This window comes from Streptomyces sp. NPDC023157 (assembly GCF_055560575.1).
The window spans coordinates 712,624-727,405 of the sequence record NZ_JBVHIL010000003.1; the positions used below are offsets into that span (position 1 = coordinate 712,624).

Consider the following 14,782-nt stretch of genomic DNA (forward strand, 5'->3'; position numbering starts at 1 on the left):
CGTGCGCCCTTCGCGTCGATTCCGCGTCGTAAGGTGAAGGCATGCCCGACACGGCTCACGGGATCACGACGGGCGCCGTCGCGCGGCGCCTGGGCGTCTCCCCCACGACGGTGCGTTCCTGGGACCAGCGGTACGGCATCGGTCCCGCCGTGCGCGCGGACGGACGGCACCGCAGGTGGAGCCCGGCGGACGTCGCGATGCTGGAGGAGATGTGCCGCCTCACGGCCTCGGGCGTCCCGCCCGCCGAGGCCGCGCGGGCCGCCCAGCGGGTACGGCGGGCACGGCCCGCGGCGGAGCCGCCGGTGGCGCCCGGGGAGACAGCCCGCCGCGCGGGGCCCGGCAGCGGGCTGCCGCTGGGCGACGTACGCCAGGAGTGCCGGGGGCTCGCCCGCGCCGCCGTGCGCCTCGACGGTCCGGGCATGGAGCGGCTGCTCCAGGAGGTGCTGGCCGAGCACGGTCTGGTCACCGCCTGGGAGGAGATCATGGTCCCGACGCTGCACGCGGTGGGCCGCAAGTGGGAATCGTCCGGGGACCGTTACGTCGAGGTGGAGCACCTGCTGTCCTGGCACATCTCCACCGCGCTGCGGCGGGGCGGCACCGTCGCCGGACCGGCCCCCGCCCCCTCAGCCGCCCCCGTCCTCCTGGCCTGCGTCCCCGCCGAACAGCACACGCTGCCGCTGGAGGCGCTCACCGCGGCACTCGCCGAACAGGGCCTGCCGACCAGGATGTTCGGCGCCGCCGTACCCGCCGAGGCCGTCGACGCGGCGGTACGGCGCTCGGGCCCGGCCGCCGTCGTCCTCTGGTCGCAGGCGCGCTCCACCGCGCACCACGCCCTGGCCCGGCACGTCGCGCGCACGGAGTTCGGGGTACGGGGAGCGCGCACGGCCCCCCTGGTCCTCCTCGCGGGCCCCGGCTGGCGCGGCCGGACACCCGCCCCCGGCACGGTGCGCCCCACCGGGCTGCGCGAGGCGATCGGACTGATCTCCGGCCTGTACGGGGAGCCCCGCGAGGGCGTCGAAGGCTGACCGGGCCCGGGCCTCCTCAGGCCCGGCGGCCGGCGGCCGTGGCGGGCGCGAGGCCGTGGCGCATGCGGAGAAGGCCTCGGCGGGCGTGGCTCTTCACCGTCCCCAGGGGGAGGCCGGTGCGGTCGGCGATCTGCGCCTGGGTCAGGTCGGCGAAGTAGGCGAGGGCCAGGACGTCGCGCTGGACCCGGGGCAGCCTGGCCAGCTCCTCGGTGACCACGATCCGGTCGAGGACCCGCTCCGGCTCCGCCTCCGGACGGTCCTCGTGCTCCAGGGCGGCGCCGAGGACCGCCGCGAGCTCGGTGCGGCGGGTGCGGGCGGACAGCGCGTCGGCGATCTTCCGGCGGGCGATCCCGGTGAGCCAGGCGGGCAGCGTGCCCCGCTCGGGCCGGAAACCGGCCCGTCCGCGCCAGGCCGCGACGAACACCTGCTGGGTGATGTCCTCCGCCTCGCGCGGGTCGCCCAGCGCCCGCGCCGCGAGGGCCTGCACCAGGCGGCCCCAGCGGTGGTAGGCCGCGGCCAGGCAGGCCTCGTCGCCGAGGACCAGACCGCGGGCGATCCGGTCGTCGGTGATCCGGGTGCCGGTGGTCCGGTCGTCGGTGGTCCGGGTGGCGGTGGTCTGGGTGGCGGCGATCCGGTCGTCCGTGAACCGGGCGTCGGCGGTCCGGGTGGCGGTCATGACGGTTCCTCCGGCGGGAGTGGCGTCGGGACCTCACCGGTCCCGTGCACCCTCACGTTCCGGCCATCGCCCCCGCCCGTCCAACTCGCATCGTTTTCGCGTCGAAACCGCTCAACCCCTCTCCCGGTCCGCCCGGAAGCGCGCCAGGGCGTCGGAGAGCTCGACCAGCGGTTCCGGGTAGTCCAAGGCGGCGCGTTCGAGTCCGACGAGCCGCCAGGGCTCGTGGACGGCCGGCCCTTCGAGCCCGGCGAGCTCCGGGACCCAGTGCCGTACGTAGCCGCCGTCCGGGTCGTACCGCCGGCCCTGCCGCACCGGGTTGAGGACACGGTTCGGCCGGGTGTCGGTGCCGGTGCCCGCCGCCCACTGCCAGTTGAGCTGGTTGTTGGCGATGTCGCCGTCGACCAGCAGGCCGAGGAAGTGGCGCGCCCCCTCCCGCCAGTCGATGCGGAGCGACTTCGTCAGGAAGGAGGCCGTGAGCAGCCGGCCCCGGTTGTGCATCCACCCCTCGTGGGCGAGCTGCCGCATGGCGGCGTCGACCACGGGATAGCCGGTCCGACCCTCCCGCCAGGCGGCGAAGTCGGCCTCGGCGTCGGCGCCGCGCCGCCAACGGTCCTGACGGGGCCGGTAGTCCTCGGCCGCCGCCTCGGGGCGCGCGGCCAGGACCTGGTGGTGGAAGTCCCTCCAGCACAGCTGCCGTACGAACGCGGCGGCACCCGCCCCGCCCCGTTCACGCGCCCGGTGCACCGCCTCGGTCGCGGAGACGGAGCCGAAGTGGAGGTGGGGCGAGAGGCGGGAGGTGAGGTCGCCCGCCAGGTCGTCGTGGCCCTCCTCGTACGCGTCGACATGGGCGGTCAGCCAGGAGCCGAGCCGCTTGCGCCCCTCGCTCTCGCCCCCGGCGGCGAGCCCGGGCGACACGTCCGGGACCGCGGACCGGCGGGGCAGCGGCGCGGACCGCACCGCCGAGGGCACCCGGACCGCCGTGGGGACGGGCAGGGGCGTCCGGATCGGTTCGGCGGCCCAGCGCCGGTGGTACGGCGTGAACACGGCGAAGTGGTCCGATCCGTGCGGAAGGACGTCACCGGGCGGTACGACGGTGACGACGCCGTCGTGCACGTACAGCCGGCGCCCGTCGCCCTCCAGCGCCTCGCGCAGCCGTGTCTCCCTCGCCCTGGCGAAGGCGGTCACCCCAGCCGCCATGTGCACCTCGTCGGCCTCGGTCTGCCGCACCAGCGCCAGCACCTCGGCCACGGTGTCGCCCTCCCGCACCACGAGGCGGCCACCGCGCCGCGCGAGCCCCCGGTCCAGATCGGCGAGGCAGTCGGCGAGGAACGCCAGCCGGTTGGGCGCGGCGAAGCCCGCCCGGTCCACGGCCGGGTCGCGGACGAACACCGGAACCACCTCCCGCGCCCCCTCGACCGCGGCCCTGAGCGGCGGATGGTCGTGGACCCTGAGGTCGGAGGTGTACAGAACGACGGAGACGGTCATCGCGCTCTCCCTGCCGGGCCGCCGTCCGCGAGCCCGCGAGCCCGCGAGCCCGCACCGGCGGCGTACTGATGTCACACCCGTTGTCACACCCGGGCACTCGCGGTTCCCGTTCGACACGCGTTCCGGATGCACCCGGCACGGAAACGGCCGAAGACAGCGGTCGCCGGTTCCCCTGGCCCCAGAATGCGGGGCATGGAGAGTTGGCAGCCGCCGGAGAGCGGGCCGTTCGTCGGACGGGGAGAGGCCGTCGGGGACCTGGGCTCCCTGCTGTCCACGCGGCCGCTTGTGACGCTGGTGGGCATGGGCGGCATCGGCAAGTCCCGGCTCGCCGCGCGGGTGGCGGAGGAGTTCGGACCGGGCGCCCCGGGCCCCGCCGGACCGGGACCCGCCGGACCGGGGCCCGCCGGACCGTGCCCCGCCCGCGACGGCCTCCGGCCGCACCCGCTCCGGCCGGGCGCACCCCGACCGGACGCACCCCGACCGGACGCGTTCGCCGCCGTCCACTGGACCCCCCTCTGGTCCCTGACCAGCCCCTCCCTCGTCACCTCGCTGGTCGCCGACGCCTGCGGTCTGTCGGACCACTCGGCGGGCGATCCGGTGGACACCGTGGCCGACTGGATCGGCGCCCGCCGGGTCCTGCTGGTCCTGGACTCCTGTGAGCACGTGCTCGACGCGTGCGCCGCGCTCGTCCGCGTACTCCTCGCGCGATGCCCCGCGCTCGTGGTGCTCGCGACCAGCCGTGAGCCGCTGGGGGTGGCCGGTGAGACGCGGTTCCCCGTCGGCCCGCTGGAGCCCGACTCCGAGGCGATGGAGCTGTTCGCCGCGCGTGCGGAGGCCATGGGCGTCCGGTGGACCCGGCCCGAGGAGTACGTCGCCGCCGCCGACGTGTGCCGCTGGCTGGAGGGGGTGCCGCTGGCGCTGGAGCTCGCCGCCGGGATGCTGCGGGAGCGGCCGGTGTCCGCGATGGCCCGGCTGCTGCGCGGCCGGCTCGCGCTCGCCCGGGGCCCGGAGAGCCGGGTCCAGCCGGCCCGTCACCGGGCGCTGCGGACGACGATCGGGTGGAGCCACGAGCTGTGCGATCCCCATGAACGCCTGCTATGGGCACGCCTTTCGGTCTTCCGTTCGGGTGCCACGGTGGAGGACGTGACGCGGGTCTGCCGCGGCGGACCGCTGACCGACAGCGTGCTGGCCCGGGCGCTCGAAGGGCTGGTCCGCAAGAGCGTCGTCACGCGCTCCGACGACCGGGTGCACCTGTACGACACGGTGCGCGAGTACGGGGCGCTGTGGCTGGCGGAGCTCGGCGAGACGCGTGCGACGGGCACCCGGCACGCCCGGCGTTTCCACGAACTGGCCCTGGCCGCCGAGGAGTCCTGGTGGGGGCCGGGGCAGGCGGAGACGAACGCGCGGCTGACCGCCTCCTACGGCGACCTGTGCGCGGCGCTGGAACACCTGCTGGCGACCGACCCTCAGCGGGCCGCCGAACTGGCCGGTGCCGTCGGCTTCTTCTGGGCGTGTTCCGGGCATCTGCACGAGGCCTCGCACTATCTGGAGGAGTGCCTGCGGCTGGTCGCCGGGCCCTCGGCCGTGCGGGCCAGGCTGTGCTGGGCGCTGGGGGTGGTGCGGTGCCTGCGGGGCGAGTACGACACGGCGGCGCGGCTGGCGGGCGGGGCCGATGAGGAGGCGGTACGGGCGGGGGACGCGACGCTGCTCGCGGACGCGGCGTATCTGCGCGGCCTGGTGATGCTGCTCCGGGGCGAGCCCCGGAACGCGCTCGCCGTCGCCGACCGCGCGCTGGCCGGGCCGGCGTCCGGCCCGGCCGCGACGGCCCGGTGCCGGCTGGTGCGCGTCTTCGCGCTGACGGCCTCCGGCGCCCTGCGCAGGGCCCGGGCGGCGGCCGAGGCGTTGCGGGACGACTCCGTCGCGGTGGGAGAGCACTGGACGCGCTCCTATACGGAGTACCAGCTGGCGGTGATAGCCCTGTTCGAGGAGCGCGCGTCCGACGCCGCCGCGCACGCCCGGGCGATGCTCCGCGACAAGCGCCTCATCGGCGACGCCTTCGGTCTCGGCCTGGGCCTCGACCTGTTGGCGGTCGCCCTCGCGGCGCTGGAGCGGGGCGAGGAGGCGGCGGTCGCGTACGGGGCGGGCCAGGTGTTCTGGGAGATGGTCGGGCATCCGCAGCGGGGCACCCCCGAGTTGAGGCCGTTGCGGCAGCGGGCCGAGCGGGCGGCCCGCCTCCAGATAGGCGACGCCGCGTACGACACCGCGTACGAACTGGCCCGGATCGCGGACCCGTTCAGGACGCTGGAGACGATGCTGGCGGGCTGACTCGAAGGACGGCGGAGGCGTGCGGACGGAGGTCATGCGGCAGCGGACCGCCGAGTCCTGGCGGCGACACGTCCTCGCCATGGCCCTGGGCTACCTGGCGAGTCGGCGGGTCTCGGGCCTCCGCCTCGGCGCCCTCCCGGAGTTCGTCCCTGCCTGTCCCCGTGGTCCGAGCCGTCGCGGGATCCCACGCCCGCCTACCGCCGGTCCGGAACGCCGGTCCCTCCGGCCGTGCTGCGCCCGCTCTCGGTCTCGGCGGTCCGGGCGATGTTCCGGGCCATGCCGCCGAAGACCACGGCGTGGAACGGGGCCACGCTCCACCAGTACGCGTGCCCCGCGAGGCCCCGGGGGTGGAAGAGCGCCCGCTGCCGGTACGAGGTGCGGCCCCGCTCGTCGCGGTCGACGCGCATTTCCAGCCAGGCGAGGCCGGGCAGGCGCATCTCGGCCCGCAGGCGCAGCAGGCGGCCGCGGTCGATCTCCTCCACGCGCCAGAAGTCCAGCGCGTCACCGGCCCGGAGCCGCTCGGCGTCCCGGCGCCCCCGGCGCAGTCCCACACCCCCGACGAGCCGGTCGGCCCAGCCGCGTACGGCCCAGGCCAGCGGGAACGAGTACCAGCCGTTCTCGCCGCCGACACCCTCGATGACCCGCCACAGCGCCTCCGGGCTCGCGTCGACGGCCCGCGAGCGTTCGTCGGTGTAGAGGCTGCCGCCCGCCCAGTCGGGATCGGTCGGCAGCGGGTCGCTCGGCACGCCCGGCGTGCCGGCGGAGGACCAGCGGGTGGTGACCCGGGCCTCCCGGACGCGGCGGAGGGCGAGCCGCAGCGACTCGTCGAAGGTGAGCGGCTCCCCCGGGCCGTCCGGGACGTACCGTGTGATGTCGTCCTCGGTGCGGACCACCTCGTGCCGGAGCGATTCCGCGAGGGGCTTCGCCAGGGCGGCGGGGACCGGGGTGACGAGCCCGATCCAGTGGCTGGAGAGCCGGGGCGTGAGCATGGGCACGGAGACGATGAGGCGCTTGGGCAGCCCGGCGACCTCCGCGTACCGCACCATCATCTCCCGGTACGTGAGGACGTCCGGGCCGGCGATGTCGAAGGTCCTGCTGACGTCCGGGGGCAGGGCGGCGGCGCCCACGAGGTACCGGAGCACGTCGCGGACCGCGATGGGCTGGACCCGGCTGCCGACCCAGCTCGGCGTGACCATGACGGGCAGCCGCTCGGTCAGGTACCGCAGCATCTCGAAGGAGGCCGACCCGGAGCCGATGACGACGGCGGCCCGCAGGACGGCGGTGGGGACGCCCGAGCCGAGCAGGATGCGCCCGACCTCGGTACGGGACCGCATGTGCGGCGAGAGCTCCGCGTCCGGCACGCCGCTCGGGGCGAGACCGCCCAGGTAGACGAGGCGCCGCAGACCGGCGGCCCGGGCCTCGGCGGCGAAGGTGCGGGCGGCGAGCCGGTCGGCGTCCTCGAAGTGCGCCGTCGAGGCCATCGAGTGGACGAGGTAGTAGGCGACCTCGACCCCGTCGAACGCCTCCCGGAGGCTCGCGGCGTCGGTGACGTCCCCCCGCACGGTCTCCACCCGCCCGGCCCAGGGGAAGTCCCGCAGCTTGTCCGGATGCCGGGCGACACACCGCACCCGGTACCCCTTGTCGAGCAGCTCCGGCACGAGCCGCCCCCCGATGTACCCGCTGGCACCGGTGACGAGGCAGAGGGCGCCCTCGGAGGGGCTGGGAGTGTCCATGCGCTGATCCGTTCCACCGAGGTCCGTGACGTGTCCGGGCCGTGGCCGCGGCGTGCCGTGGCGCACACGCCCCTGTGTCGATTCTTCGCCAGGACGGGGGTCTTTGGATGCGGTCTGGGGCCGGGACCGCCCTTCCGGCTCAACCGAGGCTCAGCCTGTGCTCGACCCGGGCTCGCCCCGCCCTCGGCCCGCGCTCAGCCCAGGGAGCTCGGCCGCACCTGCCGGACGGGGTTGTCCTTGTTGGTGTCCGCCGACCTCTGCTGAGACAACCCCGATGTCATTCCCACGCGCGTGGGTTCCCGTGGCGAGGGGGTACCGGGGCATGGCCTGCCGTGCCACGCCGGCGTCCCGCTCCGGCCTGACCACGGTCTGAGTTCTCGCCCTCGATGGTCGCCGGTGTCCCGCCCTGACCGGTGAGCTGCTGCACGTCCTCGAACACCGTCTTCAGCGCGGCGCGCAAACCAAGCTGTTGACCTTCTCGATACGCCTGGGCGTACTCCGTCTCTCCTAGTGCCTGGCGGGCATGGTCCAGGCCGCGTGCACGGTGGGCGGCCATAGCGGCGAAACCGAAGAGCCGAGGAACGCCGGACGGGTGCCAGACGCGATCCGCGGCACCCAGCACCAGGGCCGCTGAGCGGGCACCACCGCAGGAGGCAAGTACCCAAGCCACTGTCTCGCTCAGCGCCGCCTCTCCCATGTGTTCGTCGATCTCCCAGGCGTGCCGGAGCGCCCGGCGGAGCAGACGGAGAGCCTCCTTCGCTCGCCCTTTCTCTCCGTGTTCGATCGCGAGGGCCCACAACAGATAGCAGCGGTGCCACGTGTCGCCCGTCGCTTCGGACATGTCCAAGGCCTCTTGGAGCAGCGTGGTGGAGCGAGCGTGGTCACCTTGGATGACGGCGGAGAAGCCGAGCTGGGCGATGCACTGCGGTTGCGTCAACAGCATCGCGGAACAGTGTCCCGTCTCCAGGGCTGACAGCGCGTAGCGTGCGCAGCTCTCCGCGTCCTCGGCCATCAGCGCCACGAGGCTCCGCAGTTGCAGAAACGCCGCGGTGAGTTCAGCGGCCCCGGCCACCTCGTGCGCCGTGACGTCCACGGCGGTCCTGACCGCCAAAGCCTGTTCACCGCGCCCGATCATCTCGAGGGTGCTTGTGCGGTCCCCGCGAAGGATCAGCAGAAAGCCGGCAACCCATACAGCCCGACACCACGTGAAGGTGGTCTCCGGACGGGGTGGAAGCGGGTGCCGCTCGATGATCCTTCGCATCCAATGAACGCCCTCTCCCACATGGCCCGAGGTCAAGCAGTGCAGCCAAAAGCCGAGGGACGCATTCAGCAGCGTCTCCGCAGGCTCACCGGCCGGCTGGGGTGACGTCACGATCTGCCGCAGATTCGCATGCTCAGAGCGCAGGCGCCGCAGCCAGTCGGCCTGTTCGGGGGTTCCGTAAGCGGCCCCGGCCTGGGCGGCGAGGCCGAGGTACCAGGCGCGGTGACGACGCAGTGCGCCCTGCGCCCGGCCGCTCTCCGCCAGGCGCTCCTGCCCGTAGGCCCGGACGGTCTCGAGCATGTACAGGCGGCTCCGGCCCCCTGTCTCCACCCTCGTGAGCAAGGACTTGTCCACGAGCCCGGCCAGGGACTCGAAAACGTCCTCAGGGGCGGCGATGTCCTGCGCTTCGTCTGTCGCGGTGCGCCCGCAGAGTTGCTCGGCATCAGCGAGCAGGACTCCGCCGGAGCACAGGGACAGCTGCTGCCAGGCGGCTCGCTCGGCATCGGTGCACAGCTCGTAGCTCCAGTCGAAGAGCGCGCGCAATGCACGGTGACGAGGGTGCGCCGTACGGTCACGTCCGCCAGGTCCGAGGAGAGCGAACCGGTGATCCAGCCGTTCCAGGAGCTCGTCGAGAGTCAGCGTGCGTAGCCGACGTGCGGCGATCTCCAGCGCGAGGGGTAGCCCGTCCAGCGATCGGCATACTTGGTCGAGAACGGTTCGATTCGCCCTCGTCACCCGGAAGCCTGGGGAGGCGGCTCTTGCTCGGTCGACGAAAAGGGTGACCGCCGGAGAGGTCGGGCGAAACTCGGCCTCTTCACAGGTTTCGCCTGGATGGCCGCTCCCCCGGGTGGGCAAGGCCAACGGGTTCACCTGCAGCACGTACTCTTCCCCGATATCGAGGGGTTGCCGACTGGTGGCGAGGATACGGAGCTCCGGCAAGGACGTGAGCAGGGCGCGGACGATGTGAGCGCTCGCGTCCAGAACGTGCTCACAGTTGTCGAGCAGGAGGAGCACGCTACGCCCCTGTAACGCTCGGGTGAGTCCATCCAGCGGTTCCCGCTCGGTGGCAGTCTGTACGCCGATTGCCGCGGCGACCGCTGCCGCGACGGAATCACCGCCGTTGACATCGGCCAGTTCCACCCGGTAACTGCCATCCTTGAAGCGGCCGGCCACGTGCCGGACGAGTCGTCCGGCCAACCGCGTCTTGCCCACACCGCCGACTCCGGCCAATGTGACCAGTCGGCAGCGCTCGATCATTTCGCTGCCTACCGCGAGTTCGCCCTCCCGGCCCACAAAACTGGTTGCTTCCTCCAAGCCTACTTCGTGTGGCTCGAATGGCACGGATGTCCGTTCCTTCTCCTGGCCGAACGTGCCGTGCCGCACTCGCTCCCAGCACTCTTCCCACGGATCCGGATCCCCACCGCAGGCGCGCACGTAGGCCCGCAGCACCGGCCGGGTGGGTAGTCGATGCCCAGCAGCAGCCTGGGAGAGGGTACTAGCCGAGAAATGAGCCATGCCTGCCATCTCCATGTAGGTCAGGCCGGCCCTTTCGCGCAGGTCGCGCAAACCCAGCGCGAACCGTTCCAGTGGGCCGGCCTGCGGATCGAGCGGTTGCTCCCGACGTCCCGGCCTTCCTGCCAACTCGGTTCACCTCTCGGGATGTTCGGATTGATGATTCGTTGATTATGACCCTCGCACAGCGTGGTGATCATCTCGATCGCCCCCGATGCTCGGGGTTGACCGGGCGCCCGGCAGCGGACCGGAGTGGACCGGAGCCGATACACCAACGGAATGAGGATTCATCATGTGGAACAAGTGCCAACGCTGCGATGGCAGGGGAAAGTGCAACACGTGCGACGGAACGGGATACCGCGGCGTGTGGAAGTGCGACAGCTGCCGCGGCAGTGGCGACTGCAAGGCATGCGACGGCCGTGGCTGACCACACGAACGGGCGAGTTCGGCCCGACCCTCCAGTGAGGACTTGCGCCTCGCAGCACGAACTCCCACCGCCTCGGACAGGGGGCTGAAATGTGGAAGCGCGTGCTTTGTGGGGCCTTGGTGTGTCTGTCGACGCTGGTTGCCCTGGGACTCGTCTCCTGGGCACTTCTGGGAGACCTGGACGAGGCTGATCAGGTAGCGGGTGTCTGCGGAGCGATCGCGGGCGTCATCGCGGCTGTCGTGCCGCTGGTGATCCTTTTGAGGACTCCGAGCACCCCAGCCGCGGTTGTCACCATGCGCGCCGGACGCGGTTCGCTCCTTGCCCAGGGAAGCATCGAGCGGTCACACGCCCGTGTGCCCCGTGACGGCTCGTCGCAGGTCGACGCCGGTAAGGATGTGCACATGGCTGCTGGAGACGGTTCCGTCATCTCCGGTGCCGCCCTTCGAGACGTAGTAGCGGGAGAGGACGCCATCCCCTCATGACTGGTGCCCAAGACGCCGACGTTCCGCTCGACGCGACACGGCCGTCCGTACCACCTCCTCCCGCTCATCCCCCCTCCACCCGGTTCACTGCGGGTGACGGGGCGCTGCTGGCAGGCCACAACATCACGAACCCGAACGCCGGCCCGTCCATCGGTCGGGACAACCGGGGCACCGTCGCCGGCCGGGACATCAACAACACGACCAAGAAGGGAGGGCGCTGGTGGATCCCTCTCGTGGTCCTGCTCCTGGCCGGAACGGGCGGGGGCGTCTACTGGGCCACGCAGGAATCCGGAAACTCCGTCCGCGATGTCGGAGCTCAGCCGGGCGAAGCCGGTGTGCGCGACACATGGACCAGCACCTCCGAAGCAGTACGGAGAGGAGACGGGGAGACCGTGTGCGCCCTCATGACGGTGGACTATCGCAAGAAGCTGGAAGACACGACCCCGGACACCTGTGCCAAGGCTGTGGGGGAGCTCTTCGCCAGCTCGGAGGCCTCAACGCTGGACGAGGCGGCAGCCGGCAGTCTGCGAGAGGTGGCGGTCCAGGGGGAATGGGCCGAGGTCGTCCAGGTGCGGCCAGGCGATCCGGAGCCGTCGTACAGCTACATGGAGCGCTTCGGCGACAGATGGCGCTGGTCGCATCGGGTCCTCTTCGCCGAGTTCCACCCCGAAAAGTGTCCACAGCCCACCTGGAACGATTCCGGATCGCAGGATCCCATGTGCCGCGTGGAATCGCTGTTCCCGCCTGACACATCCGGGCACTGACTTCCCGGACGAAGTCCCCAAGGATGTCGACACGCCCCTCCGAACCTGCGGTAAGGCAGTTCGGAGGAGGCCGCCGAGGCCTGGGACGCGGGCAGCAGGCCACACCCACCACCAGGGGAGGCGGCCCCGCCGGTGCGGCGCACCCGGACGACGTCTGGTCAAGCTGACGCTGAACCACCCGGCAGCCTCCGGTTCGGAGGGCGGATGCCCGGCGGGGGCATGCTCCAGACTTTTCCTCGGTGCCGCCGCAGACCCCGCCGACTTTCATGCAGCAGAGAGCCGCTACCCGAGAAACGACAATCGCACCTGCCGCTCCGGGTTGTCCTTGTTGGTGTCGACCAGGCAGATCGACTGCCAGGTCCCGAGTTCCAGGCGTCCGCCGAGCACCGGCACCGTGGCGTGCGGCGGGACCAGGGCGGGGAGGACGTGGTCGCGGCCGTGGCCCGGGGAGCCGTGGCGGTGCTGCCAGCGGTCGTCGGCGGGGAGCAGGTGGTGGAGGGCGGTGAGGAGGTCGTCGTCGCTGCCGGAGCCGGTCTCCAGGATGGCGAGGCCGGCGGTGGCGTGGGGGACGAAGAGGTTGAGGAGGCCGTCGGCGCCCTGCGCGGTGCGGGTGAGGAAGTCCTCGCAGTGGCGGGTGAGGTCGGTGACGGTCTCCGTGGAGCCGGTGGTGAGGCTGAGGATCGTGGTGCTGAAGGGCATGGGGCCATCCTGCCGTTCACGGGCCGGGATCGCGCGTCCACGCTCCGAGACACCGTTGACCGGGCGCGGAACGGCTCGCTACGTTCGCGGCATGTTGCGTTCAGCCCTGCTCACCACGCGCGGTCACATCGACCTGCTGCGGGTGGCTTCCGCCGCGTGTCGTCGCGGCCGCTGACGTCTGCCCCTCCTCTCCCCACTTCCGGGCCTCCCGCTTCCGGGCCTCCCTGTTCCGGGCTCCTGTTCCAGGCCTCCTGGGGCTTCCTGACTTCCTGACGCGGTGACAGCCCCGAGCGCGTGCGCGGTCTCGCGTACGTGTCCGTGGGCGCTGACGCGTACCCCCCGGGCTCTCCCTCGCCTCGTCGCGTACGGCCTCCTCGCCGAGGCGGCCGTGGGCGTACTCCCGAAAGGCTGCCGCCGTGATGGCGACCGAACTCCACCGGGCCGTGACCGTCCGCGGTCTGACCCGCTCCTTCGACGGACGCGCTGTCGTCGACGGGCTCGATCTGAGCCTGGTGGCCGGGCAGTTCACGGCCCTGCTGGGGTCGGGCGGCTCCGGCAGGTCGACGCTGCTGCGGGTGCTCGCCGGGCTCGACCGCGAGGTCAGCGGCACCGTGCTGGTGCCTCGCCGCCGGGCCCTCGTGGCCCGGGTGCCGCGCCTGGCGCCGTGGAGGCGGGTGTGGCGCGGTGCGCCGCCCGGCCCGCCCGGCCAACGGGTGACGCTCGCACAGGCGTTGGCGCGTGATCCCGATCTCCTGCTGCTCGACGATCCGTTCGGGTCCCTGGACGCGCGGGCCGCGTCGGCGGCCCGGGGTCGGGTGCGGGAGTGGTGGGAGCGGGGCGGCCGCACCGTGCTCCTGGTCACCGACGACGTCGACGAGGCGCTGCTGCTCGCCGACCGGGTGCTCGTCCTGCGGGGCGGGGGCATCGCGTACGACACGCCGGTCGCGCTCGACCGGCCGCGCTCCCCCGCCGATCCGGCCTTCGCCGCGCGGCGCGTCCGTCTGCTCGCCGAGCTCGGGGCCGTGGCGGACTCGCCCGTTCCGCGGGCCGCCTGAACCGTCCACCCCACGCACGTCCCGCTCCGTCGGCCACCCCGGCGCGCGGCTACCGAAAGGGCAGCTCCCGATGACCGTCCATCTCCACTGGTTCCTGCCGACCGGCGGCGACGGCCGCACCCTCGTCGACCGGCATGTGTACGGCGACGGCGGCATCGGCCGCACGAGCGGGGTGCGGGCCCCGGACATCGCGTATCTGGCGCAGATCGCCAAGGCGGCCGAGCGGCTGGGGTTCGAGGCGGTCCTCACACCGACCGGGACCTGGTGCGAGGACTCCTGGCTGACCACCGTCGCGCTCGCCCAGCACACCGAACGGCTTAAGTTCCTGGTGGCGTTCCGGCCGGGGGTCGTCTCCCCCGTGCTCGCGGCCCAGATGGCGGCGACGTACCAGCGGATCACCGGTGGCCGGCTGCTGCTCAACGTGGTGACCGGCGGCGACGCGGCCGAGCAGCGGCGCTACGGCGACTTCCTCGGCCACGATCAGCGCTATGAGCGGACCGCCGAGTTCCTGCGGGTGGTGCGCGGGGTGTGGAGCGGGCAGCCGTACGACTTCGAGGGCGTCCACTACCAGGTGGAGGGCGGGCTGACCGCGCTGCCGCCGGACCCGCTGCCGGAGATCTTCTTCGGGGGTTCCTCGGCGGCGGCCGGTCCGGTCGCCGCCGAGCACGCGGACGTGTATCTGACCTGGGGCGAGCCGCCGTGGCAGGTGAAGGAGAAGATCGACTGGATCCGGCGGCTCGCGGAGGAGCGGGGCCGCGAGGTCCGTTTCGGCATCCGGCTGCACAGCATCTCCCGTGACTCCGCGCGCGAGGCGTGGGCGACGGCCGACCGGCTGCTCGCCGATCTCGACGCGGAGACGGTGGCCACGGCCCAGGCGGCGCTGGGCCGCAGCGAGTCGGTGGGCCAGCAGCGGATGCTGGCGCTGCACGGCGGCGGCACGCTCGACCGGGACCGGCTGGAGATCGCGCCGAACCTGTGGGCGGGCGTGGGGCTGGTACGCGGCGGGGCCGGGACGGCGCTCGTCGGCAGCCACAGGGACGTGGCCGACCGGATCGAGGAGTACCACGACCTGGGCGTCGAGCACTTCGTGCTGTCGGGCTATCCGCATCTGGAGGAGGCGTACTGGTTCGGGGAGGGCGTGACGCCGGAGCTGGCGGCGCGCGGCCTGCTGCCGGCCGTCCCCCCGTCGCCGCTCCTGGGGGTCCCGGCGGCGAACGGCCGTCCGGCCTCCGCGCCGGGCGGGGCTCCGCTCCTGGTGTCCGGCGGCGGGCGGTAGCCGGCCGGCGTCCCCGCGCGTGGCGTCGTGGGCGGGGCCGGGAAGATCCCCGCCCCGCCCAC

At 73.1% G+C, this 14,782-nt stretch carries 11 protein-coding genes; 6 read left to right on the top strand and 5 right to left on the bottom strand.

The window, feature by feature from the left end; all coding sequences use genetic code 11:
• Window positions 1–41: 41 nt before the first annotated feature.
• The gene (locus ACZ3ZE_RS14165; protein WP_361627591.1) at window positions 42–1,025 is read left to right on the top strand and encodes a MerR family transcriptional regulator; all 984 of its coding nucleotides are present in this window, start codon (window positions 42–44) and stop codon (window positions 1,023–1,025) included.
• 16 nt (window positions 1,026–1,041) lie between these two features.
• Here the strand turns inward: ACZ3ZE_RS14165 and ACZ3ZE_RS14170 are convergent, their stop codons facing one another.
• Together ACZ3ZE_RS14170 and ACZ3ZE_RS14175 are read right to left on the bottom strand one after the other, a co-directional pair.
• The gene (locus ACZ3ZE_RS14170; RefSeq protein ID WP_467259165.1) at window positions 1,042–1,701 is read right to left on the bottom strand and encodes a sigma-70 family RNA polymerase sigma factor; all 660 of its coding nucleotides are present in this window, start codon (window positions 1,699–1,701) and stop codon (window positions 1,042–1,044) included.
• Window positions 1,702–1,812: 111 nt separating this feature from the next.
• A complete protein-coding gene (locus tag ACZ3ZE_RS14175; protein WP_467259167.1) occupies window positions 1,813–3,186 on the bottom strand; it encodes a cryptochrome/photolyase family protein in 1,374 nt (457 codons plus the stop codon).
• A 192-nt stretch (window positions 3,187–3,378) separates the two neighbouring features.
• Between ACZ3ZE_RS14175 and ACZ3ZE_RS14180 the strand changes: the two genes are divergently transcribed.
• Window positions 3,379–5,511, top strand: a complete 2,133-nt coding sequence (locus ACZ3ZE_RS14180; RefSeq protein WP_467259170.1) for an ATP-binding protein — start codon at window positions 3,379–3,381, stop codon at window positions 5,509–5,511.
• A 194-nt stretch (window positions 5,512–5,705) separates the two neighbouring features.
• On the opposite strand, the gene ACZ3ZE_RS14185 is transcribed toward ACZ3ZE_RS14180, so the two are convergent.
• Together ACZ3ZE_RS14185 and ACZ3ZE_RS14190 are read right to left on the bottom strand one after the other, a co-directional pair.
• The gene (locus ACZ3ZE_RS14185; RefSeq protein WP_361179084.1) at window positions 5,706–7,244 is read right to left on the bottom strand and encodes an SDR family oxidoreductase; all 1,539 of its coding nucleotides are present in this window, start codon (window positions 7,242–7,244) and stop codon (window positions 5,706–5,708) included.
• A 277-nt stretch (window positions 7,245–7,521) separates the two neighbouring features.
• Entirely contained in the window at window positions 7,522–10,146 is a 2,625-nt protein-coding gene (locus ACZ3ZE_RS14190) for an ATP-binding protein (RefSeq protein WP_467259173.1), read from the bottom strand.
• Window positions 10,147–10,533: 387 nt separating this feature from the next.
• Here ACZ3ZE_RS14190 and ACZ3ZE_RS14195 point away from each other — a divergent pair, with 387 nt between their 5' ends.
• Both ACZ3ZE_RS14195 and ACZ3ZE_RS14200 read left to right on the top strand, forming a co-directional pair.
• The gene (locus ACZ3ZE_RS14195; RefSeq protein ID WP_467259176.1) at window positions 10,534–10,926 is read left to right on the top strand and encodes a hypothetical protein; all 393 of its coding nucleotides are present in this window, start codon (window positions 10,534–10,536) and stop codon (window positions 10,924–10,926) included.
• On the top strand, window positions 10,923–11,690 hold the full coding sequence (locus ACZ3ZE_RS14200; RefSeq protein WP_467259179.1) for a hypothetical protein: 768 nt from the start codon (window positions 10,923–10,925) through the stop codon (window positions 11,688–11,690). Before ACZ3ZE_RS14195 ends, ACZ3ZE_RS14200 begins: the two co-directional genes overlap by 4 nt.
• A gap of 282 nt (window positions 11,691–11,972) precedes the next feature.
• Here ACZ3ZE_RS14200 and ACZ3ZE_RS14205 read toward each other — a convergent pair whose 3' ends face one another.
• Window positions 11,973–12,389, bottom strand: a complete 417-nt coding sequence (locus tag ACZ3ZE_RS14205) for a secondary thiamine-phosphate synthase enzyme YjbQ (RefSeq protein ID WP_361179087.1) — start codon at window positions 12,387–12,389, stop codon at window positions 11,973–11,975.
• 419 nt (window positions 12,390–12,808) lie between these two features.
• Between ACZ3ZE_RS14205 and ACZ3ZE_RS14210 the strand changes: the two genes are divergently transcribed.
• A complete protein-coding gene (locus ACZ3ZE_RS14210) occupies window positions 12,809–13,444 on the top strand; it encodes an ATP-binding cassette domain-containing protein (protein ID WP_467259182.1) in 636 nt (211 codons plus the stop codon).
• A gap of 70 nt (window positions 13,445–13,514) precedes the next feature.
• Window positions 13,515–14,720, top strand: coding sequence for an LLM class flavin-dependent oxidoreductase (locus ACZ3ZE_RS14215; RefSeq protein ID WP_363292479.1), 1,206 nt, complete (start codon window positions 13,515–13,517; stop codon window positions 14,718–14,720).
• Window positions 14,721–14,782: the final 62 nt, after the last annotated feature.

Coding starts and splice junctions, on each gene's coding strand:
- ACZ3ZE_RS14205 (WP_361179087.1), bottom strand. CDS start 12,389: ATGCCCTTCAGCACCACGATCCTCAGCCTCACCACCGGCTCCACGGAG.
- ACZ3ZE_RS14175 (WP_467259167.1), bottom strand. CDS start 3,186: ATGACCGTCTCCGTCGTTCTGTACACCTCCGACCTCAGGGTCCACGAC.
- ACZ3ZE_RS14210 (WP_467259182.1), top strand. CDS start 12,809: ATGGCGACCGAACTCCACCGGGCCGTGACCGTCCGCGGTCTGACCCGC.
- ACZ3ZE_RS14185 (WP_361179084.1), bottom strand. CDS start 7,244: ATGGACACTCCCAGCCCCTCCGAGGGCGCCCTCTGCCTCGTCACCGGT.
- ACZ3ZE_RS14215 (WP_363292479.1), top strand. CDS start 13,515: ATGACCGTCCATCTCCACTGGTTCCTGCCGACCGGCGGCGACGGCCGC.
- ACZ3ZE_RS14170 (WP_467259165.1), bottom strand. CDS start 1,701: ATGACCGCCACCCGGACCGCCGACGCCCGGTTCACGGACGACCGGATC.
- ACZ3ZE_RS14200 (WP_467259179.1), top strand. CDS start 10,923: ATGACTGGTGCCCAAGACGCCGACGTTCCGCTCGACGCGACACGGCCG.
- ACZ3ZE_RS14195 (WP_467259176.1), top strand. CDS start 10,534: ATGTGGAAGCGCGTGCTTTGTGGGGCCTTGGTGTGTCTGTCGACGCTG.
- ACZ3ZE_RS14180 (WP_467259170.1), top strand. CDS start 3,379: ATGGAGAGTTGGCAGCCGCCGGAGAGCGGGCCGTTCGTCGGACGGGGA.
- ACZ3ZE_RS14165 (WP_361627591.1), top strand. CDS start 42: ATGCCCGACACGGCTCACGGGATCACGACGGGCGCCGTCGCGCGGCGC.